Here is a 23,762-nt window from a genome sequence, read left to right as displayed (position 1 = left end):
GACTTATAAGGGTTCTGTTACTTTGATTTTGTAGCTTAGGGCGAAGAGCATAGAGCTTTATTAAAAAAACTCTGAGGACTGGACTTGACCTGGTTTTAGGAGTTTTTTTATTAAAATAAGAAGCCAATCTCTCTTTTATTTTAACTGTTTTGTCTTCCTGAATTGGAATTTATGATATTTAATTACGATGTAAAAAAACTGACCTGAATATTTTTCCACTTGCCCTTTCAAACAATATCTGTAATTTAGCGTTTATATAGAAACAAAAATTGCAGATGAATTTTTTTCAACAAACAGGTAGGTATCTGTTATTTATGTGGCAAGTTTTATCTAAGCCAGAGAAGCGTAAAGTGTTTTATAAGCAATTGATGACCGAGTTTTATGCTATTGGTGTAGATTCTTTTGGCATAGTAGTTATCATCTCTGTGTTTATGGGAGCTGTAGTATCTATATTAGTAGCTTATAATCTTGACAATCCTCTTATTCCTATGAAAATGATTGGTTATTCCACCAGGGAAATGGCCATTTTGGAATTTAGTCCTACCATGATTAGTTTGATTCTGGCCGGAAAAGTAGGTTCTAGTATTGCTTCACAAGTAGGAACCATGAGAGTGACAGAACAAATTGATGCCCTAGAAATCATGGGAATAAATCCAGCAAACTTTTTGGTATTCCCTAAGCTCATTGCAGCCATTCTAATTCATCCAGCATTAATTGTGTTCTCTATGGTGGTCAGTATTTTTGGTGGTTTTATAGTAGCTTCTCTAACTAATCTTTTCACCCCTGATGAATATATACAGGGTTTGAGATCTTGGTTCGATGCTTTCACCGTGTTTTATGCTTTAATTAAAACGGTGGTGTTTGCTATTATCATTGTGAGCATTGCAGGGTTTCAAGGGTATATTATCAAAGGAGGTTCTATTGAGGTGGGGCGTGCCAGTACTAAAGCTGTAGTTTATGCCAGTATTTTAATAATTGTTTTCAATCTAATTTTAACACAAACTATTTTAATATGATTGAAGCCATAAATATATCGAAGAGCTTTGGAGAACATCAAGTTCTAAAATCTGTTTCTGCTCAATTTGAGAAAGGAAAGAATAACCTAATTATTGGTAAGAGTGGGGCAGGGAAAACTGTTCTATTGAAATGTTTGGTCGGATTACATGAGGTAGACGATGGTCATATCGATTTTGATGGTCGAAACTTTTCAGAAATGAAAATGAAAGACCGCAAACAGATTCGAAAAGAGATTGGAATGTTATTTCAAGGAGGAGCTTTATTCGATAGCTATAATGTGGAAGATAACGTGATGTTTCCTCTCAATATGTTTACCACCATGAGCGAAGAAGAAAAGCTCGAACGAGTAAATCTAGTTTTAGAACGAGTAAAATTGGTTAATTCTAATAAATTAATGCCAGGAGAATTGAGTGGTGGAATGATTAAACGTGTTGCCATAGCTCGTGCCATCTCCAATAGTCCAAAGTACCTGTTTTGTGATGAACCCAATAGTGGACTTGATCCTAATACAGCAGGTGTGATCGATGACTTAATTGCCGAGATTACTGAGGAATATGATATTGTGACCATTGTGAATACCCATGATATGAATTCTGTTTTAAAGATAGGGGATCATATTTCATTTGTAAATGAAGGCCAAATTTGTTGGCAAGGAAACCGAGATGAAATTCTAGATTCAGATAATGAAATATTAAATGATTTTGTATTCTCTACAGAATTAACTAAAAGATTAAAACAATCAAAATATAGATAAATGAGCATATTAGATATTGTTTTTATAATTCCAGTGGTTTGGATGGCATATGTGGGTTTTAAAAAGGGATTAGTGGTAGAGTTATCTTCCTTAGTTGCTTTATTACTTGGGGTTTTTGTGAGCCTTTATTTCTCCGATGTTACAGCAGAGTTTTTAAAAGAAACATTTGAACTAAAAACAAAATACCTCTCCTTAATCAGTTTTATTGTTACCTTTATTTTGGTGGTGATTGCTGTTAATCTAATAGGAAAGTTAGTTGAAAAACTAGTTGATATTGTGGCTTTGGGCTTTTTAAATAAAAGTGCTGGGGGAGCTTTTGGAGTATTAAAAGCAGCAGTTCTACTTAGTTTTGTCCTTTTCTTTATCGAAAAAGCAGATAAAAAGAAAGTTATTATCAGTGAGGATTTATCCGAAAATAGCTTGTTCTATCCCTATGTTCAGCCCATAGCAGATCATTTAATCAATATTTATGGAGATATAGAATTTGATTTCGATGCAGATGAGTTAAAAGAGAAAGTCTTGCATCCAAATATATAGTGCTGATTATGTTTGAAAAGTAAAGGCAAAAAAAATGCAGGCTATCTTGGGGGAAGCCTGCATAAACCAAAAATCAAAATCAAATCATTTATTCAATGTGGCCAGTTTCACAACTAGCTGTTGTATGAGAAAATTATGTGTTAATCATTGATGCAAATATATAGCCTCTAGCTTCTTGCAATTGTTAAGCGCTTATAACAAGCGTTAAAGAGTGTTAAACCAGTAGTTTCCACATTTTAAGCTTTTATCTTTGCTAAAAACAAAGACCATTTGAATAAGAAAATCATATACTTTATAATCAGCATTATGTCTGTGACATTAATCCTTTTAGTGGTCATTCAGGTGTACTGGATAAAGAATGCGATTATGGTTCGAGAAGCCATCTTTAACAGGGATGTGAATAAGGCTGTAGAAAATGTGGTATTTCAGCTCGATAGAATCGACAGAACAAAAATGATTTCTTTGAGAAAAGAAAAGCTGGATAGAGCTAGAATGAAATGGATTAAGCAAGATTCTCTTCAAACTTTTAGGATAGAAGACTTAAGTCAATGGGGGAGCTCTCAAATAATAGGACCAAATCCAGCAATAGGTAGTAATTTCCAAACTGGAAAGCTGATTGAAAGTATGTTCTCTAATGTCACTAAAGACCGTGGTCTCATCGAGAATCGCGTGAGTAGGAGTCTTGTAGATAGTTTATTGAAGATTGAACTTAGGATAGCAGGAATACATACCAAATATGAGTTTGGTATTTATAGTCCCATGAGGAATGCATTGATTCATCAAAAAACAGGTCAGTACCCAGAAGAATTAATGGGTTCGAGTTTTCGATACCTGTTGTTTCCAGGAGAAATATTTAGTCCTCAAAATTTATTAAAGATTTATTTTCCCAACGAAAGGTCTTACCTTATTACTAGAATCTGGGTTTTATTGGCTTTATCAGTTGTATTGATATTGACCATTATTATTTCATTTACCTATGTGATTACCACAGTTTTTCGGCAGAAGAAATTATCAGAAATAAAGAATGACTTTATTAATAATATGACCCATGAGTTTAAAACACCTATTGCAACTATTTCCTTATCTTGTCAAGCATTAACAGATAGCGATGTGGCAAAAAACCCAGTGGTCTACGAAACCTATCTCAATATTATTACAGAAGAAAATAATAGATTGGCAGGCATGGCCGAAAGAATTTTACAAAGCGCTCGTCTGCAAAAAGGAGAAGTAGTTTTAAAACCTGAAGATATTAATATTCATGATGTCATTAGTGATGCCATACAAAAGGTAAACCTTCAGGTGGAGAAAAAAGGTGGTAAAATAAGTATGGAACTAGAGGCTGAAAACCCAATGGTTTTTGCTGATAGAATTCATATCACCAATATCATATTTAATTTATTGGATAATGCGAATAAATACACACCATGGGCTCCTATTCTTTTAATTAAGACAAAGAATATAGGAGAAGGCATCATTTTTAGCTTAAAAGACAATGGCATTGGAATTAGTAAATCTAACCAAAAAAAGGTATTTGATAAATTATTTAGAGTACCTACTGGGAATGTTCATAATGTGAAAGGTTTTGGTTTGGGATTGAGTTATGTAAAAACAGTGGTGGAAAAACACCAAGGAAAAATTACAGTGGATAGTGAAATTAAAAAAGGTAGTACATTTAGTGTATACTTACCATTAAAACAATAAGATATGGAAAATAAAAATTTGAATATTCTGCTTGCAGAGGACGATAAAAATTTAGGTACAGTATTGAAAGCTTATTTAGATGCTAAGAATTATCAGTGTACCCTTTGTGTTAATGGTAAAGAAGCACTCGAGAAATATAAGGAAAATGAATTCGATTTCTTAATTCTTGATGTGATGATGCCAGTAATGGATGGGTTTACTTTAGCTCGCGAAATAAGAGAAACCGACCAGAATACACCAATTCTGTTTTTAACTGCCAAATCACTCCAAGAAGATGTAATGGAAGGATTTAAAGCAGGGGGCGATGATTATTTATCGAAGCCATTCCATATGGATGAGTTATTGGCTCGTATTGAAGCTATTTTGAGGAGGGCACAGGCGAAAAAAACAGCTAAGCAAGTAGATTCATACACTATTGGTAATTATTCTTTCGATGTAATCAGACATATTTTGAGCATTGGTGGAGTAGACCAAAAGTTAACAAGTAAGGAAGCTGCTTTGCTAGAGCTTTTATGCGCTAGTAAGAATGAGACTTTAGATAGAAGTGAGGCATTAAAAAAGATTTGGTTAGACGATAGTTATTTTAATGCAAGAAGCATGGATGTATACGTTACCAAATTGCGTAAATATCTTAAAGGAGACCCTACTATCGAAATTTTAAATGTACATGGTGTAGGATTTAAGCTCATCACTTCGGATTAGTATCCTCCACATTTTTAATTTCTTTTTTATCTGGACCCTTAAGGAATTGGGTGAATAAATAACCTTGGTCAGCCAATTCTAATTGGTGTTCATTGATAAAATCTCTAATACTATTACTGGCCACTGAGTAAGTGATTCCGTAATTGATGTTTTTCTTTACTTTTACATAAGAGTTTCCATTGTAGGGCATGCTGGGATTATACTTTCTAATATGGCTTTCCTCCTCTGGGACCAGGATGTTTTCATAGTTTGCAGCTACTGATTTGGCCATACCCACCATTTCAAAATTGGGAACTCCATCTCGGATGGCTAAAACTATTCCTCCGCTAATCCCCTTATTAAACAAAGCATCAATTAAGAAGTTTTTCTTGTGCTTTCCGCCAGGCGTACTTACTATTCCTCTTGTTATCATTTGGTAACCTGATGGATAGCCCATGATATATACAAAACTACCCCATTCCAATTCGTCAGAGTTCCCCATAGGATAATTAAATACATGTACTTCTCGTTTTCTATCTTTATCCACTTCTTCTCCCAATATTGCAATGTCTTGATCTTCATCCATCGCTAATATTTTGAGGTTTTTACTGATGGGAAGGTCTCTCACATAATTAAGTTGACGGCTCTTAACTGAAAAAGTTTGAATGGTTTTTACTTCACCTTTTTTGAATACTTCATAATACCCAATAATGGTATCCGGATAATTGATAATATGAGCAGAAGTTAATAAACCTATTCTTTCGCCATCATAAAATATCACTGTGGCTGTTCCGATGACACTTTCTGAATCAAATTGTTTGATGATATCATCATTACGCAAGAATTTCTTATCAATCATATCTTCTGTCACTTGCATCTCATGTGGGAATACATAGGTTTTGTATTCGGCAATACAGTGAATCTTTTTAATGCTTCGAGCCACCTCACCTATTTGCTTTGAACAGGTTTTATAGGGGAATTCGGTATCATATTTCCCATCATTAAGAGTGGGGTAAACGGTCTTTAAGGTATAGGTTTGACAGGAGGTAAAAGTAAAAAATAGTGCAATCGACAATAAAATAATGACTTTTCTCATAATACGATATTTAATGAACAGGTGATGGTTTTACAAGTTACGCTCATAATGCACGGGTAAAGATAATAAAAATGAAATTGTAGGATTCATACAGAGATGTTAAAAGTAATGATAGGAATTTGTGCGCTATTGAACAATAATAAAGTACAAAGAAGAAGGGCTTTTGTTTATGAGCGTTGTCAGATTCAGTAAATTACACATGAAAATCCATTCTTAAGGAGCCGGTTTTTTTTGTAAATTTGCAGCTCGAAAAAATGATTAACAGATTAAAAAGAAAATAATATGTATAAAGGTTTTCAAGAGTTTTTGCAAAAAGAAATGGCCGATATCAGAGAGGCTGGATTATATAAAGATGAAAGAGTAATTACTAGTGCACAAGGTGCAGTAATTAACGTTTCTACTGGGCAAGAGGTAATGAATTTTTGTGCCAACAACTATTTAGGTTTATCAAATAATCCGAAATTGGTTCAGGCTGCAAAAGAAGCTCTTGATGATAGAGGATTCGGTATGTCATCAGTTAGATTTATTTGTGGAACACAAGATTATCACAAGACTTTGGAGAAAAAGATTGCTGATTATTTTGGTACTGAAGATACTATCCTTTATGCTGCTGCTTTTGATGCCAATGGTGGTGTTTTTGAACCTTTATTAGGCTCTGAAGATGCTATCATCTCTGATTCTTTAAATCATGCTTCTATTATTGATGGGGTTCGTTTGTGTAAAGCAGCTCGTTATCGTTATGAGAATGCTAATATGGAGGATCTAGAAAAACAATTAATTGAGGCTCAAAAACAACGTTATAGAATCATCGTTACAGATGGTGTTTTCTCTATGGACGGAAATGTAGCTCCGATGGATAAAATTGTTGAGCTTGCAAATAAATACGATGCTATGGTGATGATTGACGAATGCCACTCTGCTGGTGTTGTTGGTAAAACTGGTAGAGGAGTAACCGAGTTATTCGATATTCGTGGCGAAGTGGAAATCATTACAGGAACATTAGGAAAGGCCTTTGGTGGCGCTATTGGTGGTTTTACTACAGGTAAAAAAGAAATCATTGAGATGTTACGTCAACGTTCTCGCCCATATTTATTCTCTAACTCATTGCCTCCAGTGGTAGTAAATGCTGGTATCAAGATGTTTGAGATGATGGATGAAACTAATGAGCTTCAAGATAAACTTCATTCTAATACTGATTATTTCATGGCAAGAATGACTGCTGCTGGTTTCGATATTAAACCAACAAAATCAGCTATTTGTGCCGTGATGCTTTACGATGCTAAGCTTTCACAAGATTTTGCTGCTAAGTTATTAGATGAAGGTATTTATGTAATTGGATTCTACTATCCAGTAGTTCCTAAAGGGCAAGCTCGTATTCGTGTTCAACTTTCTGCTGCTCACGAAATAGCACATTTAGATAAAGCCATCGCTGCTTTTACTAAGGTTGGAAAAGAATTGGGTGTTTTGAAATAATAAACTTCTATAAATGGTATAAAAAGTCATCCTTTAGGGTGGCTTTTGTTGTAATATGAAAATATAATGCTTAATTTTGAGCATTAAACACAGTGCCAACCATCTATTTCCTCAATACTAAAATATGATAAGTATTTGTCCATACTCTGGCTATGAAATAGAATCACATCCTTATTGGGTATTTAAAAACTTAGACCATTCCTATCGTATTGAGGTTTCAATAATCAATAAATGTATTCTACTGGTTAAACCTATGGGGTATTCTCACTATCTTGATAAGAAGTATATCAGGCCTAAACTTATCTCCCTAATAGAAGAAAGGTTTGACGATAATAAATACTTTTTGGTTATGGATTTATCTGAAACTAATGGAGGAAGTCCAAGGTCTCGATACAGTCTTATTAGCTGGATTAATAAAAATATGGATAGCTTTCATGGCGTTTATTTCTTTAATACTACTTCAGTATCCCAAGTGATGATTAAAGCGGGCTCTTTGGTTTCTAAATCACCAAATAAGGTAAAAATATTTGAGGATTATCAGAGTACAATTCTAAATATAAAACAAAGAGATGAGCCTCAGTTCTTGGAGCCAACTGGAATAATCGATTTAGCTAAACGAAATGATATTTCGGTGAAGGATTGGAAAAAGGGTATTGTTTTTAAATCCATTTCTGGGATTTATTATCCAGTATTGAAAGAGTGGCGGAATGACTTTGAAGGAGGATATACAATTACCTATCAAGTGCAACGGAATATATTAGTTAGGCTCTACTTTGGTAGCTTTAGTGATGATACATTAATGTATACAGAGAAAACCTTAGATGATATTTTAGATGAATTAAATCTAAGCAATCAAACTTTTCACTTTTATATTGATTTCTCAGAAACAACAAATATTTCGTTAAAGTATAGAAAAGATTCTGTAAAATGGTATTTAAAGCATGCAGATAAGATATTAACGAGTGGTTTTTTTCATTTATCACCAATTTTACAGAACGCGATTAACGTGGCTATCTCTTTTACTGCTTCAAGTCAATTAAGAAAGAAGCTATTTATCATCAAAAATGTATCTGATATTTTTAATGCGATTGAAGATTATAAAACCAATGAAGTTAATAAAACAAAGAGCCATGATGATTTAAGCAATCTAAGCAAAGAGCAATTGATTAAATTAATCAAAGACGAACGAGTAGATCGAGATAATAATATAAACCAGTTGTTTTATAAATTGGGTCGCTTATCTTGGGATGAAGAATATAAATTTGAGAAATATGATATTGATGAATCTAATCATCCTTTTGCTGATTTACATAACGCAGTCCGCTTGATCCAAGATGATTTAAAAGGTATATTAGATAGACGAGATGTTTTAATAGCTCAAGCTGAGGAGTCTGATAAGTTGAAATCGGCTTTCTTGGCCAATATGAGTCATGAAATAAGAACTCCCATGAACTCTATCATTGGCTTTGCTAATCTCTTGCTCGATATGCCAGAAATAAAAGAGGAGTCCCGAGTTTTTGTTGATGTGATTGGTCGAAATGGTAAGTTTCTCCTTACACTCATTAATGATATTATAGATATTTCAAAGATTGAAGCAGGTCAATTAGTCATTTATAATGAGGATGTACTTTTAAATAATGTGATTAGAGAAGTTTGTGAAAACTTTAGTCATAAGGTAAATAATACTGATGATTCTAAAGTGAGGTTTAATGTAATAAATCAGTTGGAGAAAGAAAATATATCTATATATGCTGATTCAACGAGAGTCACTCAGGTCTTGAATAACTTATTATCTAATGCTTTCAAGTTCACTAAACAAGGAGGCGTAGAATTAAAGGTATCTAGACTTGGAGGCCATGTCTTATTTCAGGTTAAAGATACAGGTATTGGAATTTCGGAGGAGGATATCCCATATTTGTTTAATAGGTTTGGCCGTAGTCAAGATTCTCAGAAAAACATTTCCTATAATGGAACGGGTTTAGGATTGGCTATTTCAAAAGCTTGTATCGATTTGCTAGGAGGTACATTCTCTGTTGAGTCTGAATTATCAAAGGGTTCTGTATTTGCATTTGAAATACCCATAGATGAACCATTGCAAACCAAAACATTAGAATAGATTTTCCTTTTCTTTCCCTTCCATATAAAATTAAGAGTTTTCAGAACTATTTCAGTTTATTTGCGTAGAAGTGCACATATTTGCACTATTATTTATACAGTACTCTGGATATAATGAGGTGTTTATATATATTGAGTCAGAGTTTATAAGCGCAACCAAACCAATTTGAAATGAGAAAATGTCGATTAACAGGATTTCATATTGAAGAAAAACCAGAATGGTCTTTTTTCTCTCCTAATCATAATTATGCTCTCAAACTTTCTATCATCGATGGAAACATTGTTCACCTCGAGGCTCAAGGTACTCCAACCATAAATAGCCGTAAAGATATTTGGCCAAAAATAAGTGGTATCATCAAGCAAAAGTTTGAAGGAAGAAAGTATTTTTTGGTTCATAATTATGCTGAGTTGAATGGTGTAAATGCTCGAACACGATACGATTATATCCAATGGTTGAAAGACAACATAGAAAACATTCATAATATTTATTTTTATAATACTTCCTCTTTGCTTAAAGTGATGATTAATGCAGGGAAATTAGTATCCAATAGGTTTCAAAATACTAAAATATTTTCTGATTATTATGAGGCTATAAAAGATATTGCCTCTTCAAAGAATTTTCTTAAGTGTAAGATTACTAATGATGTATTTAACTTACGTAAAGAAGGGGATGTTTTCAGTCATCAATGGAAGGAAGGATTAACGATATTGAGTAATTCGGGCCAGGAATACAGTGTTAATAAGATCTGGGATTTTAAGTCCGGTGCTGCCGAATCCAAGACTATACTTATTGGTGATAATATATTATTACGTATTTTCTCTGGTACATTTTCAGTAGATATACAACCTGAAAGTAAAGCGGCATTTGAAAGTGTTGTGGAGGAGTTGGAATTGAAAGATGGAAAATATCATCTTTATGTCGATTTTTCAAATACCAAAAGATTAAGCCCTAAATTCAGAAAAGAAGCTATAAAATGGTATACTAAAAATGAAAAAAATATACTGAGTGGTGGTTTTTTTCATATGTCGTCTGGTTTAAAAATGACTACAAAATTAGCAAGAACTATTTTACCTATTTTCGACTTAAGTCTCAAGGTAGACTTATTGAATTCAGCAAGTGATATGTTCGATAAAATTGAGTCGCAACTTAAAGTTCAGAAAAGCCAGTTTATTGGCAAAGATAGAATTAAAGGCTTGTCAAAAAAGCAGTTGAGAAATCGCTTAGAATTTGTACAAGAACGACAACAGCATGAAATAGATAGTTTATACAGAAAGTTGGGTAGGCTTTCTTGGGATGCTGAATATGAGTTTAGTGGGGCTCATATTGATGAGTCGGAAAATCCATTTGCCGATTTGCATAATGCTATTCATCTAGTGCAGCAAGACCTCAAAAGTATTTTAGATCGACGAGATGAACTGATAGCGAGAGCGGAGGAATCTGATCGGTTAAAATCAGCCTTTTTAGCTAATATGAGCCACGAAATAAGAACACCAATGAATGCCATTATGGGATTTAGTAGTCTATTGATGGCTACTCCAGATTTGGATGAGGATGTAAAAGAATATACAGTAGAAGTACAGAATAGCAGTAATTATCTACTAGCTTTGATTAACGATATGATTGATTTATCGAAGATTGAAGCAGGGCAGATGCAGATTCATAAAAAATATCAGAATCTAAATTTAGTGATAGAGGAGGCTATAGAAACCATATATGCTCAATATATTCACCCTAAGCAGCCTAAGGTAGTTTTCCGTTTGAAGAACGAGTTGGAAAATGGAATGGAATACATATATACTGATGCCACTAGATTGAAACAGACAATTATTAATTTGGTAACCAATGGTATGAAGTATACTAAAGAGGGAAATGTGACCTTGACCGTGAGTTCTTTTGCCGATGGAATACAATTCTCCGTTATTGATACTGGAATTGGAATTTCACAAGAAGATCTTCCTCAGCTTTTTAATCGCTTTTCGAGGAGTCAAGATGATGAAAAAAATGTAAAACATTCAGGAACTGGATTGGGTTTGGCTATAAGTAAAGCTTGTGTTGAGTTAATGGGAGGAGAAATAAATATGGACTCTAAATTGGGAGAAGGAACTAGTGTTGTTTTCAAAATACCAAAGAAATAGCTTTAAAACAAAGAATAAAAAATCCGCTTCAAATCTTTGAAGCGGATTTTTTGATATTGGTATAAACTAAGTTAAGCCAATCCATCTTGTCGTAGCAAAACTATTATCTGTTAGTTATTAACTGCTAACTTACTCCTTTAGCCATTTATCCAACCAATTATAAAATCTTCGTTGCCATAAAATCCCATTCTGAGGTTGTAATACCCAATGGTTTTCGTCTGGGAAATATAAATATTCTGCTGGAATACCTCTTAATACAGCTGCATTATAAGCGGCCATACCCTGAGAAGCTACAATTCTATAATCCAATTCGCCATGAATCACCATTAATGGTGTATCCCAATATTGAACAAAATGATGAGGAGAGTTGGCATATGATTTTTGAGCGGTATGATTATGTTTATCCCAGAAAGGACCACCTAAATCCCAGTTCACGAACCACATCTCTTCAGTTTCTAAATATTGCTGCTCTAGGTTAAACATACCATCATGAGCAATAAAAGCTTTAAATCTTTTATTGTGATGTCCAGCCAACCAATAAACAGAGAATCCACCGTAACTAGCTCCAACAGCACCAAGTCTGTCTGCATCAAGCCAAGGTTCTTCTTTAACAGCATCAATAGCACTTAAATAATCTTTCATATTTTGCCCACCATAATCACCACTAATTTGCTCTAACCATTCTTGGCCAAAACCAGGTAATCCTCTACGGTTTGGTGCAACGATCACATAATCATTGGCAGCCATCATTTGGAAATTCCAACGGTAAGACCAAAACTGACTTACTGTTCCTTGTGGTCCACCTTGGCAATATAGCAAACCAGGGTATTGTTTGCTCTTATCGAAGTTTGGAGGAAGAATTACCCAAACCAACATTTGCTTGTTATCTGTAGTTTCTACCCAACGCTTGGTGACTTCACCAAATTTAAGCTGGCTCAATAGGTGTTTGTTCTCGAAACTTAATTCAGTATCTTTTCCTGTTTTAGGATCAACCGCATATATTTCTGCAGGTTTACTCATACTTACTCGTTGAGCTATCAACTGATTTCCAGCGTGTGTAACCGCTTGGTAATTATGAACACCTTCAGTAATTTTTCTGATTTTATTATCTTTCAAAGTCAACTGATAAATTTCATCAGTGGCATGCCAATCGGAGATGAAATATATAGATTTACCATCCTCAGAAAAGCTTAGGCCATGAGCCATTTGGTCGAAATCTTCTGTATGATATATCTTTTCACCAGTTTCTAGGTTTAAGGTAAATAGTCTTTGTTTGTCCGCTTCATAGCCGTCTCTTTCCATACTTTCCCAAGCCATCATTTTACCATCAGGAGAAAATACAGGAGCCATATCGTAGCCCATCATTCCTTCTGTCATATTGGTAGTTTTCTTAGTATCTAGATCGTAGAAATAGATATCAGAATTGGTGCTTATACTGCATTCCATACCTTGTTTTTTTCTACAAGTATAGGCGATGGTTTTGCTATCTGGAGTCCAGTTGATTTGTTCCATCCCACCGAAAGGCTTCATTGGAGTTTCCCATTTTTCGCCTGGCATAATGTCTGTTGCTAGTCCCATTTTATTCAATACAAAAGGAGCTACAAAAATGTGTGTGTAAGAATCTACCCAATGATCCCAATGGCGATACATTAAGTCATTATTTACTCTTCCGCTTGATTTTTGAAGGTCTGGATACACATCAGCAACTGTTTCGTCTAGTTTTACTTCTTTAATGAAAAGAATTTGATTCTGATCGGGACTGTATTTAAAACCACCTAAACCACCTTTAACATAAGAAACTTGCTCACGATTTTTACCATCAGCATCCATTTCCCAAATTTGCATTTCGCCATCAGCAGCACATATAAATCCAATCTTTTTTCCATCAGGACGCCAAACTGCATTATACTCACCAAAGCCTGTATGAGTGATTTGCTTTTGGTTTTTTCCATCTATGTCCATCACAAAAAGCTCGCGGTTGCTTCTATTCATATCCTTAGAATAATAGCTTACCCCATAAAGGATCTGTTTGCCATCAGGAGAAACTTGAATATCGCCCAATCGGCCAAAAGACCATAATACTTCAGGAGTCATAATTTCTGATTCTAATTTGATATCATGTCTACCAATTAGATCTTCCTTTTTTAACGGCTTTTGTGCCATCACTGAAATGCTGAGAAAGCTCAACATTAAAGCAAAGAGTGTTATTTTTCTCATTATTGTAATTGTTTGATTTGTTTTCTGAATCTACAAAAGTAATTATTTCTAAAAGCTTTGTGAAATTATTTCAGCAGCACGTTCCGAAGCGCCTCCTGAACCTAGCTTCTCTTTCAGTTTCTCAAAAGATTGTAGCATTTTCTTTCGTCCTTTACCCTCTAAAATCTTTTCTAATTCTACTTTCAGGTGTTTCTCCGTTAATTCTTGCTGTATTAATTCCTTCACTATTTCTTGATCCATGATAAGGTTGACCAGACTGATATACTTAATATCGACTATTCGTTTGGCTATCTCATAGCTAATTCTACTTCCTTTATAACAAACTACTTCAGGAATACCGATAAGAGCGGTTTCTAAAGTAGCGGTACCAGAAGTAACCAAGGCCGCATGAGAATGTTGCAAGAGCTGATGGGTTTTGTTCTGTATAATCTTAACCGGATTGTTTCCGATGATATCTTGATAGAATTTTAATTCTAAAGAGGGAGCACCAGCAATTACAAATTGATAATCGGGGAAATGAGGCACTTGACTCAACATGATATTGAGCATCTTTTTAATTTCTTGTTGACGACTTCCAGGAAGTAAGGCTATAATTGGTTTCTTATCTAATTGGTTTTCTTTATGAAAGTGATCTTCAATACTAACAGGCTTTGGTAGTGCATCGAGTAGGGGGTGGCCCACATAGGAAACAGGATAATCATATTTGGCATAAAAATCTTCCTCAAAAGGCAAAATCACCATCATCTCATCTACATATTTCTTGATTTTGAATACTCGGCTTTTCTTCCAAGCCCAAATTTGAGGAGAGATATAATAAATCACCTTGATTCCTTCTTCATGAGCCCATTCTGCAATACGAAGGTTGAAGCCCGGATAATCCACAAGAATAATAGCATTTGGTTTAAACTTTAGGATGTCTTTTTTACAAAAGCTAATATTAGTAAGTATGGTTCTGAGGTTGAACAAGACTTCCACAAAACCCATAAAGGCTAAATCGCGATAGTGTTTTACAATTTTAGCACCCTGTGCTTCCATTAATTCACCGCCCCAAGCACGAATATTGGCTTGCTTATCCCTATTTTTTAAATGCTTAATGAGATTGCTGGCATGTAAATCCCCTGAGGCTTCTCCTGCTATAATATAGTATTTCATAAAATAAGTACTTAGAATACTTAGAGCACTTAAAGTACTTAAAGTTCAGTTTCCAGAAATTTTAAATCATTAATGGCTTTGTGAGCGGTGAGGTCTACTTGCACGGGAACTACTGAAAGATATCCGTTTTCTATGGCGTGTAAATCTGTGCCTTCGCTATTGTCTTCTACTTCAAAATGACCAGTAAGCCAATGGTAGTCTCCTCCTCTAGGATCGGTTCTGGTATCGAAGCCTTCTTTCCAACTCGCTTTGGCTTGTCTACATATCTTTATTCCTTTCAACTCTTTGGTATTTGGAATATTTACATTTAAGCAAACATCTTTGGGCATTCCATTTTCAAGGATTCCTTTAATAATAGTTTTCATGAAAGGCCTAGCTGGTTCAAAATCTAATTGGCTAGAATAAGAATCGTAGGAAAATCCGATGGCTGGAATTTCATCAATACAAGCTTCAATAACAGCTGCCATGGTTCCGCTATAAATTACATTAATAGAAGCATTGCTACCATGATTGATTCCAGAAACTACCAAATCAGGAAGCTCAGTCAACTTCACATTTTCGGCTAGTTTAATACAATCAACTGGAGTTCCATTACAAGAGTATTCTTTGTACGAATCAGTTTCTTCAATAGTCTTGATTCTCAAAGGATCGGCGAAGGTAATGCTGTGACTTGTAGCTGATTGTCCTTTGTCAGGAGCCATCACATTAACTTCGCCAAATTCTTTTGCAATATCAATAAGAAAACGAATACCAGGGGCATTTATGCCATCGTCGTTGGTGACTAATATTTTATATTTTTTCATTTCTGCTATGTTCAGATTGTAATTTTACTTGACTTGCTTTTTCTCTTGATCCACTTCGGTAACTCCTCCACTCACTATAAATTTCATGATATCGGTTGAGGATTGATTGATGGTTTCTACCATTTCGTTTTTTACTACAATAACGGTTCCCATTACTCCATAGCTATAGGGAAGATAAACTACCATATAACCTTCGGGAATGTTCATATTATCCATCTTTTCTCTAGTCACAAAACCAATTCTTTTTAATCCCGTTTCATTCATAGTGACCAAAACAGGGGCGTTAAACTTCTTTTTACTACCCACGAAAGCACCTAGCAAATCTTTAATCGCAGAGTAAATATCTTTAATTAAGGGCGCTCTATTGATGATGTTTTCTAAAAGGGAAATCAAAGGTTTAAATATGATGGAAGAACCTAAAAAACCAATGAAAACAATAAGTAGAGCCAATATTACTAATCCAAGACCAGGAATTTGAAATCCTAGATATTGGAGCTCATAGGGTTTGACTAAGCTGTCTAAATAATTGAAAGCATAGATAATTACCCAGAGGGTCACGCTGATAGGAACTAAGTAAAGCAGTCCCTGCATAAAGTATTTGATTAATGCTTTCCAGAATTTCATTCTTTAATATTTAGGTGTAAAATTACACATTTCTTGATAAAGCTTTTGAATGGGTAATCCCATCACATTGTAAAAGGAACCTTCTATCCATTCCACCCCTATTTTTCCTATCCATTCCTGTATTCCATAACCTCCTGCTTTATCGTAAGGTTGGTATTCTTCCACATAATATTCAATTTCATCTTCGCTTAATTCCTTGAATTTTACTTTGGTAATGGCGGAAAATGAATTGGTGGCTTCTAAAGATCTAAGACTCACCCCTGTGATTACCTGATGAGTTCTGTTAGATAAAAGCCTGAGCATATCCTTGGCTTCAGCCTCATTACATGGTTTTCCGAGAATAATGGAATCCACAGCAACAATGGTATCGGCAGTAATGACCAAGGTATTCTTTTTCATTCTGTCCAGCGGAAAAGAGGTGGCTTTATTATGACTGATATATTGAGCTACATCCTCAACTTTTAAATTATCCGAAAAGCTTTCGTCAAAATCTAAAGGGGTGATTCTGAATTTGATATCCAATTGACGTAATAAAGCATGACGACGCGAAGAACGAGAGGCCATGATAATATCTAAATGATCGAATCTTTTGTTGAGTTGGGTCATAGTCCGTAGCTTATATAAAATAGTTGCATGCTGAGAATTCCTGCTAGCATGATCACTTTGGCTAAAATACTTAAGTTTGAAAAGTCTTCAGTACTTTGGCTGTTTTTTAGGGTTTTAAGAAAATAGAGGAGGGGAATGCCTATAGCAACGCCCAAATATATGGATAATTGAGTCCATTGATAATAATAAGAAAAATAGATGGCTGAGCCCAGCATGAGTAGCATGAGTATTCCGAGTGAATAGAGTAAGATTTTGGTTTTAGATAATCCAAATTCCACCACAAAAGTTTTCATTTGATATTGGGCATCTCCAGTTTTATCTTCAATATCTTTGGTGATTTCCCTAATCAGGCTTATTACAAAGGCAAAAGCTGAATAATACAAAACCAATTGGTTGATAAACGGAATCAGTTTTTGGCTATTCACCATCATTGTTGAATCCATTTTAAGAACCACCAGATGATAAAGCCAAACGATAAAAATACTGAAAGCGGTGAATAAGCTAATGGCGATATTACCTAATAAAACCGTCTTTTTTAATTGCTTAGAATAATACCAGAGGCCGACTCCTATTAAGATATGTAGAAATACCAATTGAATCATTTCTAATTGGATAGAAAGATAAAAAGCCGGGATTAATGATAATGCCAAAAAAGAATAGGCAATACTTAATCCTGTTTTTTTGGAGAAGGTTTTTCCAATGATTCGTTTTTCTTCTTTATTAATGGCATCTACTTTTTCATCCTCCACATCATTATAAGCATAGCCCCATGCCGCCATAAATACGGTACTCATCATCAATAGCATGAATTGAAAATGATAGAGAGGTAAATCCACATGAATCAAATTCAATACCCGGCCAATCACCATATAATTTAATAGGGATTGTGCCACCATAATCATTAAGAGATTTGGCCAGCGGATGAGTTTGAAAAATGCTTTTATTTTATGCATATTGAAATGAAATTGATTTGAAAGAAAACTTTAAACATTGAACATTGAACATTTTTCAATTACCAATGAAAAGCCTCCTCATCAAACCATTTACCCTGTAGTTTCATCACTTGACGAAGAATATCTCGTACGGCTCCTTTTCCACCAGGTTTATGGCTGATATAATCTGCAATCTCTAGAATTTCTTCGGCTGCATCGCTAGGGCAGGTGGCCACGCCGACGGTTTTTAGCAGTTGATAATCAGGGATATCGTCGCCCATATATAAAATCTCATTCATCTCTAAGGAATGCTTTTTTACATATTCCTCAAAAACAACTTTCTTATTACTCACTCCTAGAAAAACATCCTCTATTTTTAAAGCTGCCATTCTTTGCTCCATGGTTTTTGACTGTCCACCGGAGATGATAGCAATACGATATCCTTTTTTTACTGCATGTTGAAGGGCATAGCCATCTTTTACATTGGCAGCACGCATCATTTCGCCATCGGCAGAAGGATAAACGGTGCCATCTGTTAGAACGCCATCGTAGTCGAATATAAAGGTAGTGATTGTGTGTAGTTTGTCTTTATAATTTGTTGCCATAATTATTGTTTTCTTGATTTGATGATATGGTGACTTAATAATTTATATATTTCATGATATTCAGGAATAGATTCTAAATCCTGTAGATGAGAAGAAATAGTTTCTAAATCGTTACGAACAGCAGGTCCTGTTTGTGCATGATAGGGTTTTAGATGCTGTATTTTATCAGTGGTTTCTTCTATCAATGGCTGAATCACTTCGAAAGGAATATTGTCTTGTGTCAATAAATCCTCAGCAATATGGTACAAATAATTAGTGAAATTCGAGGAAAATACCGCTGCAATGTGAATTTTTTTTCTTTGAGCCGAGGTGATACGAAAAACTTTTAGGCTGAGGTTTTGGGCCAGTTTTTCTAATATTACCAGGTCTTCATCAGTCTTTGCTTCCACCATCATTGGAATTTTAGAGAAATCCACTTCTTTTTCCTTGCTAAAGGTTTGTAATGGGTAGAAGACTCCAATACGTTTTCCAAATTTGTTTAAAACCTCCATCTCCATACTCCCCGAAGTGTGAGCTATTAGCGTATTTGAGTGAGGTAAAATATTAATGATTTCGGCTATGGCATTATCAGGAACTGAAATAATAACAAGATCGTGTTCCTCAAAATTGATATCTGAGATGGCTCCCCATTTTGAGTTTGTAAATGCTGCCAAAGCTTGCGCTGTAATTAAATTTCTACCATAAATGCCAGTGATAGTAAAGCCTTTGTCTGTGAATGATTTTGCCATATGAGAAGCCACATTTCCGCTTCCAATAAATGCTATTTTTTTTATTTCTGACATCAGACAAAAGTAATTGATTTTTAAAAATCCTTTTCAATTATTTATTAAGAATTATCATAGACTGCTTTTAGCTTTTAGCCGTTGGCATTTAGCAAGAAATCTAGTACTTTTGAGAGCCAAAATTGAAAAAATATGAATCTTAATAAAATAGCTATTATAGGTGGTTCCGGATTGGAAAAACTTGATCTTTTTGATCATTCTGAAATGCTGCATCCTAAAACTCCTTATGGGGAATGTTCTGCACCAGTTATTCATGGACAAATGGGTGAAAAAGAAGTTTTTATATTCTCACGTCATGGTTTTAAACATCAAATAACCCCAACACATGTGAACAACAGAGCACATATAAAAGCCATAAAGGATTTTGGTTGTGAAGCTATTATTGCAGCTACAGCATGTGGTAGCTTAAGACAAGAAATAGAGCCTGGTGATTTGGTTTTTCCTAATCAAGTTATCGATTTTACCAGATTTAGAGCCAATACTTTCTTCGATGATTTTAATGATGGTGGGTTTCATCATACCCCATTTGCCGATCCTTTCAATGATGAATTGAATCAGCAATTGGTCAAATTAGCGGAGGCGGCTCAGTTAAAATATCATCTCAATAAAACCATTATCACTATCGAGGGACCAAGGTTTTCAAGTCGTGCGGAGAGTCACATGTTCAGAGCATGGGGAGCCGATTTAATCAATATGAGTACAGCCCCAGAAGTGATTTTAGCCAACGAGTTACAAATTCCTTATACAGCCATTGCCATGAGCACCGATTACGATTGCTGGAAAACCGATGAAGCTCCTGTGGATGCACAATCTGTTCTCGATGTATTCCATAAAAATGCACATAATGTAACTGGTTTATTAAAAGCGGTTTTGTTACAATAATTTAATGTTGATTTTATAAAATGGATAATATCATATTTTCGATTTCTATTATACTATTAGTTGTTATTGCTTATTTTTATTCGTGGAAGAATTTTAAACAAGAGAATTTTAAAATGGCCTTGTTTATCATGATGAGTGCTGCTTTAGTTTTATATTTTTTTGTAGCTACCGATTTCTTTTTGCACCATTGGGATGAGCGATATCATGCTTTGGTAGCTAAAAACATGATGAAACATCCGCTTATTCCCACTCTTTACGAGAATCCTATTCTTCCATATGATTATACCAATTGGACCGTAAATCACATATGGGTTCATAAACAACCCTTGGCTCTATGGACTATAGCGGCTAGTTTTTGGGTTTTTGGAGTAAATGAAATCGCATTGAGACTGCCTTCTATTATTGTCTGTGTAATAGGTATTTATTTGGTGTTCTCCATTGGAAAGTATTTTTTCAATCAGAAAATTGCATATTTCTCTGCATTTTTATTTTCCATAAATGGCTTGATGGTGGAACTGATGGGAGGTAGAGTTTCAACTGATCATGTTGATGTATTTTTCACCTTTTTTATTTTGTTAGCTATCTATTTAACTATTCGATTTATAAAAACAGAGAAATTTATTTATACCGTATTAGTTGGACTTAGTATAGGTTCTGCGGTGCTCACTAAGTGGTTACCAGGACTTATTGTATTGCCGGTTTGGATCCTGTTATTATGGGATTCTAAGACTTTAAGCCTAAAAGGGATGGCTTTACACTTGAGTATTATTATTGCAATTGCCGTTGCTGTTTTCCTTCCTTGGCAGGTTTATATTTCTACAGCTTTTCCAAAAGAGGCTTTATGGGAATCTAATTATAATTTCAAACACCTATTCGAAGCTGTTGAGGGACAATCTGGTTCAGTGTTTTACTTTCTAAATCAGATTCGAATAAATTATGGTGAGTATATCTATTTGCCTTTGCTTTGGTTTTTCTGGATGATGGTAAAAGATGCCGAAAACAAAAAAAGATGGGCTGCTGCTATTTGGTTCATCATACCATTTTTGTTCTTTTCTATTGCGAAAACTAAAATGCAGGCCTATCTGCTATTCACTTCTCCAGTTTTGTTTTTTATAACAGCTGAGTTCTATTTCATGTTGAAAGAATACAAGAATAATCATCGATTAAAATGGTTGTTTAATATTGTTTTATCTCTTTTTATACTGATTCCTATTAGATACAGTTTAGAGCGTATTAAGCCTTTTGAAAACAGAGATAGAAATCCTCAATGGGTTTTAGATCTTAAATCGTTGAATGAAAAGAATATTAGCGATGGAGTCCTTTTTAACTATAACAAGCCAATTGAGGCCATGTTTTATACGGATTTAATAGTGTATCCTCATATTCCAAATCAGGAAACTATTGAAGGTTTAACTAAGCAAGGGTTTCGAATCCTGATCAATAATAATGGCGCTATTCCTGAAAATTTATTGTGTGATAAAAATATTAAAATTATAAATTTGGAAGTGAATTTGAATTAATACAAATGAAGATTTTTTTTGTGATGAAAATTCTATTTGTCTCTTTGAATTTTTAATTCAATTCATAGGTTGAAAGCTATCTAGGAACCATTGATAATTTTGCTAATTTTGATCGGATTTATTAAGATTGTTTATTGATGAATTCCCAAAACTTTTTAAAAATGCATACGGTATTGTTAATCAGTAGGATATTTGAAATCTAAAATGTTTTTCAACAATAAGAAAGAATGCTTTCAATGACAGATCAAGAATTATTAAAAGACTTAGAAGAAAAGCTAGAGCATTATGATGGAGCTTTAGATAAGTGGAGTAAGAATTATTTGAAGTCAAATAGGAAAAGATATCTATTTGATATTCAGTTAATATCAAAATATTATAAGTCTGGACAAATTCTTGAACTAGGATCCTCTCCTTATCATTTAACACATGTCTTAAAGCAAAAAGGATATTCCATAATAGGTGCTGATATTGATCCAAGTCGTCAAGCTAAATTTATATCTGATCAAAATTTAGATATTGTAAAATGTAATGTAGAAGATGAAAAGCTTCCATTTAAGGATGGAGAATTTCAGTTTATTATCTTCAACGAAATATTTGAGCATTTACGAATCAATCCAATCAGAACACTTCGTGAAATCAATAGGGTTTTGCATAAAGATGGTATTCTTTTATTAACCACACCAAATCTCTACTCAGTTAGAAATATTGTAAATTTCCTAAGAGGAGAAGGATTTGATAATCCCTATGAGCAATTTCTAAAACTTGAAACTCTTGGGCACATGGGCCATGTCCGAGAATATTCTGTGAAGCAAGTATTAGAGTTTCTTGATAATACAGATTACCAAAGTATCGAGGTCTTGAGGAAATCCTATACACCATTGCATGGTTTTTGGCGTCCGTTTAATCTTTTGAGAAAGGTTTTTACTGGTTTGCATACCTACCAGATTCATGTATGTAAAAAGAAATAATCTCTAGATGTGTTCAATTATTTATTTAGCTTAATGGTATCTAGTTCATTACGCTATAAGTTTGTTTTCTAATAAACTGTTGAGCTAATTGTTTTTAAGCATGCTTTTTTCGCTCCCCTTGGGGCTGGGGAAAACGGAAAAAGATTACATATCATGATCTTAGGTATTTGTTTTCTAGTTTAGAATAAGTACTTATCAAAACACCTCAAATAATCTTTTATAATGGAATCAAAAGAAGACTTTCATAAATTTTATCATTCAGAACTAAACAAAGCAGCTACTTTTCTGGAGGATTATAGGCTTAAAGGCAGAAAAATAATTAGACGAAGGTTGTTATTGTCTTTGGCTTTACTTCCATTATTCTTTTTATCAACAATTACTAAATATGGTCCTATTATATTTTTTGCGGCCTTGCCAAGTGTATTGTTTTTAGGGTCTGCTTTTCAAAAGTATTTAGCGACTCATAGGTATTTGAAATTTCGATATAAAAAACACCTTCTAAAAAAGGCAATAGCTTTCTATTTTGAAGATTTTGAATACATTGCCAAGCAGAAAATAGCAAAGCCTGTTTTGATGGAAAGTAAGCTGTTCCCGAATCATATAGATAATATTTATGGGGAAGATTTTATGCGCTTTACTCTAGGTAAAGTGAAGATGATGTTTTGCGAAACTTCTGTCTATAAAAATCGAGACAGTCTTGTTTTTAATGGAGTATTTATCACATCCTCGTTTAATAAATACTTTAAATCTGAAACCTTTGTGATTGAAAGAAAATCTTCTACTTTACTCAAGCGAATTCGCAAACTAATGACAGATGATTTATCTGAAGTTAAGCTTGAGAACTTGGAATTTGATGATAAATTCCAGACCTTGTCCAATAACCAAACTGAGGCAAGGTATATTTTGACCCCTGTTATGATGGAACGTATTATTGATTATGGGGAAAAGGTGGGTAAGAATTTGTCTATTTCTTTTGTGAAGAATCGTTTATACTGCACCATTCCCATGATAAAAGATTTGTTCGAACCTTCTATCTTTAAACCCATTGATTTATCTTTTGTTTCAAAATCAATAGCGCCAGTGCTATTGTTTACCGATATTGTGAAGGATTTAGATTTAAACATGCGCATTTGGTCTAAAAGGTAATTTAACGATCTTTGC

General features: G+C 34.2%; 21 protein-coding genes. 12 read left to right on the top strand and 9 right to left on the bottom strand.

Annotated elements, in window-relative coordinates; all coding sequences use genetic code 11:
* Positions 1 to 275 precede the first annotated feature (275 nt).
* From HNS38_RS07595 to HNS38_RS07575, 5 genes are all read left to right on the top strand, one after another.
* On the top strand, positions 276 to 1,016 hold the full coding sequence (locus HNS38_RS07595) for an ABC transporter permease (RefSeq protein ID WP_172276726.1): 741 nt from the start codon (positions 276 to 278) through the stop codon (positions 1,014 to 1,016).
* Entirely contained in the window at positions 1,013 to 1,771 is a 759-nt protein-coding gene (locus HNS38_RS07590; RefSeq protein ID WP_172276731.1) for an ABC transporter ATP-binding protein, read from the top strand. The genes HNS38_RS07595 and HNS38_RS07590 overlap by 4 nt, the downstream gene beginning before the upstream one ends.
* A complete protein-coding gene (locus HNS38_RS07585; protein WP_172276734.1) occupies positions 1,772 to 2,308 on the top strand; it encodes a CvpA family protein in 537 nt (178 codons plus the stop codon). It abuts the gene before it with no gap.
* 306 nt (positions 2,309 to 2,614) lie between these two features.
* Positions 2,615 to 4,009 carry a sensor histidine kinase KdpD gene (locus HNS38_RS07580; RefSeq protein WP_172276737.1) on the top strand — a complete coding sequence of 465 codons (1,395 nt, stop codon included), beginning with the start codon at positions 2,615 to 2,617 and terminating at the stop codon, positions 4,007 to 4,009.
* A gap of 3 nt (positions 4,010 to 4,012) precedes the next feature.
* On the top strand, positions 4,013 to 4,711 hold the full coding sequence (locus HNS38_RS07575) for a response regulator transcription factor (RefSeq protein WP_172276740.1): 699 nt from the start codon (positions 4,013 to 4,015) through the stop codon (positions 4,709 to 4,711).
* Here HNS38_RS07575 and HNS38_RS07570 read toward each other — a convergent pair.
* Positions 4,698 to 5,786, bottom strand: coding sequence for a serine protease (locus HNS38_RS07570; protein WP_172276743.1), 1,089 nt, complete (start codon positions 5,784 to 5,786; stop codon positions 4,698 to 4,700). The genes HNS38_RS07575 and HNS38_RS07570 overlap by 14 nt on opposite strands.
* 282 nt (positions 5,787 to 6,068) lie before the next feature.
* On the opposite strand from HNS38_RS07570, the gene kbl reads away from it, so the two are divergent.
* The 3 genes from kbl (at position 6,069) to HNS38_RS07555 (ending at position 11,510) form a co-directional block, all read left to right on the top strand.
* Positions 6,069 to 7,259 (top strand): glycine C-acetyltransferase, encoded by a 1,191-nt coding sequence (gene kbl / locus HNS38_RS07565; protein ID WP_172276746.1) that lies wholly within the window; start codon positions 6,069 to 6,071, stop codon positions 7,257 to 7,259.
* A 124-nt stretch (positions 7,260 to 7,383) separates the two neighbouring features.
* The gene (locus HNS38_RS07560) at positions 7,384 to 9,375 is read left to right on the top strand and encodes a sensor histidine kinase KdpD (RefSeq protein ID WP_172276749.1); all 1,992 of its coding nucleotides are present in this window, start codon (positions 7,384 to 7,386) and stop codon (positions 9,373 to 9,375) included.
* Positions 9,376 to 9,545: 170 nt separating this feature from the next.
* Positions 9,546 to 11,510 (top strand): HAMP domain-containing sensor histidine kinase, encoded by a 1,965-nt coding sequence (locus HNS38_RS07555; RefSeq protein WP_172346230.1) that lies wholly within the window; start codon positions 9,546 to 9,548, stop codon positions 11,508 to 11,510.
* A 129-nt stretch (positions 11,511 to 11,639) separates the two neighbouring features.
* On the opposite strand, the gene HNS38_RS07550 is transcribed toward HNS38_RS07555, so the two are convergent.
* The 8 genes from HNS38_RS07550 to HNS38_RS07515 are packed head-to-tail and all read right to left on the bottom strand — an operon-like array spanning position 11,640 to position 19,231.
* Positions 11,640 to 13,727, bottom strand: coding sequence for a S9 family peptidase (locus HNS38_RS07550; RefSeq protein WP_172276755.1), 2,088 nt, complete (start codon positions 13,725 to 13,727; stop codon positions 11,640 to 11,642).
* Positions 13,728 to 13,775: 48 nt separating this feature from the next.
* A complete protein-coding gene (gene lpxB / locus HNS38_RS07545) occupies positions 13,776 to 14,879 on the bottom strand; it encodes a lipid-A-disaccharide synthase (protein ID WP_172346229.1) in 1,104 nt (367 codons plus the stop codon).
* A gap of 38 nt (positions 14,880 to 14,917) precedes the next feature.
* Positions 14,918 to 15,682: a 5'/3'-nucleotidase SurE gene (gene surE / locus HNS38_RS07540; RefSeq protein WP_172346228.1), complete on the bottom strand. Its 765-nt coding sequence runs from the start codon at positions 15,680 to 15,682 to the stop codon at positions 14,918 to 14,920.
* Between the two features lie 24 nt (positions 15,683 to 15,706).
* Complete coding sequence (locus HNS38_RS07535) at positions 15,707 to 16,306, bottom strand: DUF502 domain-containing protein (protein ID WP_172276764.1); 600 nt, start codon at positions 16,304 to 16,306, stop codon at positions 15,707 to 15,709.
* A 3-nt stretch (positions 16,307 to 16,309) separates the two neighbouring features.
* The gene (locus tag HNS38_RS07530) at positions 16,310 to 16,912 is read right to left on the bottom strand and encodes a Maf family nucleotide pyrophosphatase (protein ID WP_172276767.1); all 603 of its coding nucleotides are present in this window, start codon (positions 16,910 to 16,912) and stop codon (positions 16,310 to 16,312) included.
* Entirely contained in the window at positions 16,909 to 17,865 is a 957-nt protein-coding gene (locus tag HNS38_RS07525; protein ID WP_172276770.1) for a geranylgeranylglycerol-phosphate geranylgeranyltransferase, read from the bottom strand. Before HNS38_RS07525 ends, HNS38_RS07530 begins: the two co-directional genes overlap by 4 nt.
* Positions 17,866 to 17,924: 59 nt before the next feature.
* Positions 17,925 to 18,449 (bottom strand): HAD family hydrolase, encoded by a 525-nt coding sequence (locus tag HNS38_RS07520; protein ID WP_172276773.1) that lies wholly within the window; start codon positions 18,447 to 18,449, stop codon positions 17,925 to 17,927.
* Positions 18,450 to 18,451: 2 nt separating this feature from the next.
* Positions 18,452 to 19,231, bottom strand: coding sequence for a Rossmann-like and DUF2520 domain-containing protein (locus HNS38_RS07515; RefSeq protein ID WP_172276776.1), 780 nt, complete (start codon positions 19,229 to 19,231; stop codon positions 18,452 to 18,454).
* Positions 19,232 to 19,363: 132 nt separating this feature from the next.
* On the opposite strand from HNS38_RS07515, the gene HNS38_RS07510 reads away from it, so the two are divergent.
* The 4 genes from HNS38_RS07510 to HNS38_RS07495 all read left to right on the top strand — a co-directional run bounded on the left by HNS38_RS07510 (position 19,364) and on the right by HNS38_RS07495 (position 23,747).
* Positions 19,364 to 20,113: an MTAP family purine nucleoside phosphorylase gene (locus tag HNS38_RS07510; protein ID WP_172346227.1), complete on the top strand. Its 750-nt coding sequence runs from the start codon at positions 19,364 to 19,366 to the stop codon at positions 20,111 to 20,113.
* A gap of 20 nt (positions 20,114 to 20,133) precedes the next feature.
* On the top strand, positions 20,134 to 21,633 hold the full coding sequence (locus tag HNS38_RS07505) for a glycosyltransferase family 39 protein (protein WP_172276782.1): 1,500 nt from the start codon (positions 20,134 to 20,136) through the stop codon (positions 21,631 to 21,633).
* A gap of 236 nt (positions 21,634 to 21,869) precedes the next feature.
* Positions 21,870 to 22,601, top strand: coding sequence for a bifunctional 2-polyprenyl-6-hydroxyphenol methylase/3-demethylubiquinol 3-O-methyltransferase UbiG (locus HNS38_RS07500; RefSeq protein ID WP_172276785.1), 732 nt, complete (start codon positions 21,870 to 21,872; stop codon positions 22,599 to 22,601).
* Between the two features lie 222 nt (positions 22,602 to 22,823).
* Complete coding sequence (locus HNS38_RS07495) at positions 22,824 to 23,747, top strand: DUF3137 domain-containing protein (RefSeq protein ID WP_172276788.1); 924 nt, start codon at positions 22,824 to 22,826, stop codon at positions 23,745 to 23,747.
* Positions 23,748 to 23,762: the final 15 nt, after the last annotated feature.

Origin of the sequence: Lentimicrobium sp. L6 (assembly GCF_013166655.1) — a bacterium.
Taxonomy (GTDB): Bacteria; Bacteroidota; Bacteroidia; order Bacteroidales; family UBA12170; genus UBA12170.
Note: the sequence above shows the minus strand (reverse complement) of the source record. Positions and strands in the feature narration are given on the sequence as shown.

What these genes read in the sequence shown, in the direction of transcription:
- HNS38_RS07560 (WP_172276749.1), top strand. Translation starts at nt 7,384, where the DNA reads ATGATAAGTATTTGTCCATACTCTGGCTATGAAATAGAATCACATCCT.
- HNS38_RS07500 (WP_172276785.1), top strand. Translation starts at nt 21,870, where the DNA reads ATGACAGATCAAGAATTATTAAAAGACTTAGAAGAAAAGCTAGAGCAT.
- HNS38_RS07570 (WP_172276743.1), bottom strand. Translation starts at nt 5,786, where the DNA reads ATGAGAAAAGTCATTATTTTATTGTCGATTGCACTATTTTTTACTTTT.
- HNS38_RS07530 (WP_172276767.1), bottom strand. Translation starts at nt 16,912, where the DNA reads ATGACCCAACTCAACAAAAGATTCGATCATTTAGATATTATCATGGCC.
- HNS38_RS07525 (WP_172276770.1), bottom strand. Translation starts at nt 17,865, where the DNA reads ATGCATAAAATAAAAGCATTTTTCAAACTCATCCGCTGGCCAAATCTC.
- HNS38_RS07520 (WP_172276773.1), bottom strand. Translation starts at nt 18,449, where the DNA reads ATGGCAACAAATTATAAAGACAAACTACACACAATCACTACCTTTATA.
- HNS38_RS07555 (WP_172346230.1), top strand. Translation starts at nt 9,546, where the DNA reads ATGAGAAAATGTCGATTAACAGGATTTCATATTGAAGAAAAACCAGAA.
- HNS38_RS07575 (WP_172276740.1), top strand. Translation starts at nt 4,013, where the DNA reads ATGGAAAATAAAAATTTGAATATTCTGCTTGCAGAGGACGATAAAAAT.
- surE (WP_172346228.1), bottom strand. Translation starts at nt 15,682, where the DNA reads ATGAAAAAATATAAAATATTAGTCACCAACGACGATGGCATAAATGCC.
- HNS38_RS07505 (WP_172276782.1), top strand. Translation starts at nt 20,134, where the DNA reads ATGGATAATATCATATTTTCGATTTCTATTATACTATTAGTTGTTATT.
- HNS38_RS07590 (WP_172276731.1), top strand. Translation starts at nt 1,013, where the DNA reads ATGATTGAAGCCATAAATATATCGAAGAGCTTTGGAGAACATCAAGTT.
- HNS38_RS07550 (WP_172276755.1), bottom strand. Translation starts at nt 13,727, where the DNA reads ATGAGAAAAATAACACTCTTTGCTTTAATGTTGAGCTTTCTCAGCATT.
- HNS38_RS07515 (WP_172276776.1), bottom strand. Translation starts at nt 19,231, where the DNA reads ATGTCAGAAATAAAAAAAATAGCATTTATTGGAAGCGGAAATGTGGCT.
- HNS38_RS07510 (WP_172346227.1), top strand. Translation starts at nt 19,364, where the DNA reads ATGAATCTTAATAAAATAGCTATTATAGGTGGTTCCGGATTGGAAAAA.
- kbl (WP_172276746.1), top strand. Translation starts at nt 6,069, where the DNA reads ATGTATAAAGGTTTTCAAGAGTTTTTGCAAAAAGAAATGGCCGATATC.
- HNS38_RS07495 (WP_172276788.1), top strand. Translation starts at nt 22,824, where the DNA reads ATGGAATCAAAAGAAGACTTTCATAAATTTTATCATTCAGAACTAAAC.
- HNS38_RS07585 (WP_172276734.1), top strand. Translation starts at nt 1,772, where the DNA reads ATGAGCATATTAGATATTGTTTTTATAATTCCAGTGGTTTGGATGGCA.
- HNS38_RS07595 (WP_172276726.1), top strand. Translation starts at nt 276, where the DNA reads ATGAATTTTTTTCAACAAACAGGTAGGTATCTGTTATTTATGTGGCAA.
- HNS38_RS07535 (WP_172276764.1), bottom strand. Translation starts at nt 16,306, where the DNA reads ATGAAATTCTGGAAAGCATTAATCAAATACTTTATGCAGGGACTGCTT.
- HNS38_RS07580 (WP_172276737.1), top strand. Translation starts at nt 2,615, where the DNA reads ATGTCTGTGACATTAATCCTTTTAGTGGTCATTCAGGTGTACTGGATA.
- lpxB (WP_172346229.1), bottom strand. Translation starts at nt 14,879, where the DNA reads ATGAAATACTATATTATAGCAGGAGAAGCCTCAGGGGATTTACATGCC.